This is a genomic window from Desulfoplanes sp., assembly GCF_054921335.1.
Window position 1 is genome coordinate 1 of sequence record NZ_JBUDSQ010000125.1, and the last position, 4,757, is coordinate 4,757.

General features: G+C 48.6%; 2 protein-coding genes. Both read right to left on the reverse strand.

Translation table 11 applies throughout. The features are described 5' to 3' along the window. Positions 1 to 306: 306 nt before the first annotated feature. Positions 307 to 2,199, reverse strand: a complete 1,893-nt coding sequence (locus ACY692_RS14140; RefSeq protein WP_462326026.1) for a pentapeptide repeat-containing protein — start codon at positions 2,197 to 2,199, stop codon at positions 307 to 309. Between the two features lie 68 nt (positions 2,200 to 2,267). Then, positions 2,268 to 4,757 (reverse strand): fibronectin type III domain-containing protein (locus tag ACY692_RS14145; RefSeq protein ID WP_462326027.1); only part of this gene is annotated, 2,490 nt, incomplete at its 5' end.

Here is a 4,757-nt window from a genome sequence, read left to right on the forward strand (position 1 = left end):
AGATGTTATCTTGGTCCGACCCCGATAACCCCAGTCATTTCCTGATTCCGGTAGTTTGCTGGAACATTTTTCGAATGCAATTATACAAATTGAAAATTTATCAACTTTTGATCTGTTTCATGTTCTTCCTTGCACCCTCAACAGCCAGGTGCAAGGAAGAAACATCTTATTTAGTAAATTCGAAAGATACGCCTTCAATAGGGTCAATATTATCAATTTCTATTTTTTTAAACAGCATTTTTGTAGATTCGGGTGCAAACGATTTTCTCTATATGTTTAGGAGCGCAGAAATGAATAATGGTGTATTTATTGACACCCTCCGTCCCAATCGCAGTCACTTGACCAAGGGTATGGGCAGGTGGCGTTGGGTACGGAGGTGCTGTCCATAGAGCTGTATGTACAATTACAGCTCGGGTCCTGCTGTGAACAATACCACTGAGCTCCGGCAAGAAAATCCGCTTTAGGAATCTGACGGGTCCGACTGACGGAGCCTCCGCCTTCTGTTTTGAAGATGGTTGAGCCGTAAAGATATGCACAGTAAGGCTTCATTTTTTTGTTTTTGAGAAGATAAGAGATGGCGACCTCACCTGTTCGGTCCGAACCGGATGCACAGTGAAAATAGATCACATACGGATAATCGTGCTTAGTATTTACAAGATCAGATATCCATTCAATAAGTCCGCTCAAATTACTTGTCTGCGCCCCTGATGGATCAGGAAGAATATTCCACCATCTGAATTGCCCAGACACTGTGGCATTTGTTCCTTTTGGTGTAGGCAATTGAAGAAACGAATCTTTTGGTTGAGTAGCATCGGAAGGAGGCGTGGAGCCTGAAATTCCGCCAAAGAAAGTGTATTCGGTATTTAGTATATCTTTTTCTCCAGTATCATTCAACAGACTGATATCAATGAATCTAAAATGTGAGGGGAATTCAGATCCGTCCTTTATCTGTGATTTGTATAAACTCCGGAGCACAGACATGATGTTGTCATAATCAAAGACATATTTCCCCTGTTTGTTGGTAATACAGGGCTTGGATCCTCGGTAAAGTATATTGTTATGCGTTTTATTTCTATCGAGAATATATACTCTTGGATAAGAGCTCAGAGAAGAATCAAAAGGGACGCAGCCCGGGGCGAAATGACGGGCATTTGTCTCGGCTGGAATCACAGATTTGCCCAGGCATAGGTCAAGGCCGTCAACATCATCCTGGTCACAGGGAGAGGCATAGTTCCATCCCTTGTCACTTACCTTTATAATGCAGGGATTCGGCTGCTGGTAGAAATTGTCTTCCATGACGATTTTCCACGTGGAATTTGCTTCCAGCATTATACATTGCGGATTTGTTCCGTTTATTTCTATGCCCTTGGGACTCACGTCTGTTCCGTTTTCACCGCATGAGTAGAATGATATGGTTGTATAGTCTGTAAAATTACCAAAAGAAGTTTCGATATCGCATGTATTTTGGGGGGCGACAAAAAAACAATTTGCAGTATCTGTTTGACTGGCGCAGTTGCATGTTTGGGGAACAAGGTGCTGAGACGTCATTCCGGATGTATCAGCATAAGAAAACGTTGCTCCATTCACTGTAGCCGTATTCAGATTTGCATTGGAAAGATCCGCGTAAGAAAAATCAACATCACTCAAATCTGAACCTGATAAATCGGCATTCGACAGATTATGATGACTCAGGTCGGCACCCGCAAGATTCCGCCCCGGGCAGTTCCCTCCTATTACAATCTCGTCGTCCGGACATATAAACATCCCTCTGCTTATTTCTGAGTCACTCTTTTGCTCGATTCTGAAAATATGGACTCCTTCTTCGAGATTGACGATTGCCTCGGGATTATTTTTGTCGATATAAAAAAGTCTTGCTCCGACGGGAGATTCGAGTTCTACTGAGTATTTTTCGTTTTCAGGAATTTCCAGTCTGAATTTTCGATGTGTACTTTTTGTGAAATAACAAGGGATAAGGTCATATCCTGCTTCCCCTGTATCATTTTCAAGGGAACCCTGATGTGAGTCATGCTCAAGAAAAAATGTTACGGTCTGGTTTTTTTCTGCAAAAAGTTCTGGGTCAGCAGCCAGTTTTGATTCCTGGATGTATTTGGTCTGGCTCTCTGTTGAGTCGCTGTCTGTCTTGCATCCCAACATGCCAAAAAATACGAAAGCAAGAAGAAGTACCAACCATTTTTTCATTTTACCCTCCCAATTACATGCCGGTTATCGGTTGTACAGAAGACTACTCGCCTCAAAGTAGGTTGGCTTTAGTTTCCCCACAATGTTTGATCATCAAGGGCGTCTGGATAGATCGGAACATAGATGACCCCCGGCGTATCCGGTTGGGTGGTCAGACCCGATTGCCACTTAGAGCCCACCTCGGGGGTTCTCCAGGCTCCATAGGCAGGATAATCGACACCATTGTATGTGATTGTAATGCGGTACCCAAGATTCCATATGGGCGCCGTATACGGAGTCATTGAGGGATCAAAGATGACATAGCCTTCCTTGTTCAGGGTTCCGGCCGCATCGGCGCCGCTTCCGTCATCGGCAGGGATGCTGTGGACGTTCGCCGGAATGGTTGCCAGCCGTTGCGCTCTGACTGTCGCGCCTTTGAGATCGGCCAGATCAGTTACGGGCGATCCCTGTCCAAGCACTGCCAGCACCTTGAATGTGGGACAGGTAGTGGGTTGGTGTGCCGGCGGCTGGTAGGCTGGATCCGCAGGGGGCTGCGGGTTTGGATCCAGGGGGACCTGAGCGCTGTCGGGAAATGTCACTTCGGAATAGGTTTTCGGGGCATTGGTCGGAGATGGGATCACATTGACCACCAATGAATTGGCGGTGTCGCCGAAGGGCGGTTGCGTACCGGCGATGCCAAATGTCGAGCTATAGGAGAAACCGAGCGAGGAACCGTCCGATAATGTTGTCTTGTCACTCCCTGAGAGGGGAACTGTACTGGAAAACGGAAAGTTGAAATAGACATTGAATGTTTGGTTGCCCATATCAAAGGCGTTGAACAGAATATTCGTTTGGGCGTATGTGACCGTTGGAGTCGTGGCGCGTTGGGCTATATCCTGGTTGGGCCCCTGGATCGTGAGAAGGCTCTTGATCAGCGTTCCATTCACGGAGGGCTTTTGCTTGCCAATTTGTATGTTGGTGTTTTGGGGAACTTCTTTTGCATCCACCAGAAAGGTTGTGTCCGGGGGCATGCCGCTTCCCGGGGAGACACTGAGCTCATAATTGATGGCACTGTCTGCGGGAATGGTGCTGGCGTAGGTTGTTGCCGCAGTTGCGATCATGCCCTGCGTCGATTGGACTGCTTTACCTCCTGGAGATTGACCGACCGCCACCACGGATATCTGGTACATGGTCCCCGGGGTCAGGTCGGTGAGAATCGCTGAGGCTGCCGTGGAATTCGTGTTGACCACCACCTGGTTCGGCAAAATTTTGATAGGGGGCTGCTCTGTGGGTTTGGCAACAGGAACGCTGTCATCTTCGGCAATAACCTTGTAGCCGGTAAGGCTATATCCGGATGCTGGATTTTCGGTAACGGGCTCCCATTCAACCTGCATGGTTGCATTGGAAAGAGAAGTCACCCTGATGTTCTGCGGAGCATCGAGACGATCGTCCGGGAGAATCGTTATCCGCAGGTAGGGGTTGTCCGGACTTGTGGTCACCAGAGGATTGCCGACCTGGAGTCGATCCGAGATAGAGAAGGAATAGGAGTCCGAGAGGTTGTAAAGTATGGCTGCGTAAGGGTTGTAATATCCTTCATCGGTTGTTCGGGCGGCTCCGTAGGGTGCGTAGCCGGGCAGGTCTTCGAACCAGGAGGTTCCATTACTGCCGTAACGACTGCCCACATACCCGAAATTCAACGCAGCCAGGAAATTCCCGGCAATATTCGCGTACACACTGTTGGCGGCATAGGGAACCAAATAGCAGTCCAGGTCCTGAACGGAAAAAGAATTGGCCGGCACGCCATAGACGAACTGGTCAAAATACCTGCTGTCGAGTCCGAGCCGGACCGTGAGGTCTTTGGGTAATGGAGGATTGTCGGGATAGTTGCTGTCCCCGATGCTGCCCTGGGGCGCGTTGCTCATAGGCGCCGTGGGCTTGCATGTGACTATGAACCCACCCTTGTCATCAGAGGAAATGCTCGCCTGGTATGCCCAGTGGGTGAGTGGGCCGTTGTCCACACCGTTGGCCCCTTTGAATGTAACGGCTACCCCGTTATTGACCAGAGTCGTCAGATAATTGTGGTAGCTCGGGTAGGGAGCTGCTGAAAAGGGGGCAGTGGCATTGGTGGGGAGCATGGCTGAAAGGGTCAGTGGACTCATGACACGAAGAAACGTCCGGAGGCTGTCGGATCCGGAAGTCCAACCCGGCGAGGCACTGGTCGCGCTTTGTTCGTAAAAGGCCTGATCCATGTTTGCGGGATCAAGCTGATACAATTTTTCCAAAAGAGTCGTGGTCGATGTATAGAATGTGGTCGTCTGAAAGGGAGAAAGATCTTCCTGGTGGGCCATGACCTCGAGCTGCATGGGAATGCCGAAAAAATCGACCGATGTCAGATCGAAATAGCCGACATCATTATTTTTTCCCACTGTATAGCCGAGCTCCATTTTGTCATAACGTACATTTTCAAGGCTTGTAGGAGATGTATCCCCCGCTTTGTACGTCAGCGGTTCATTATAGGACACCCAGAGACGACCGGAATCGACATCGGTGGGTCTGAAACCGTAGACGTTGTTTGTTTT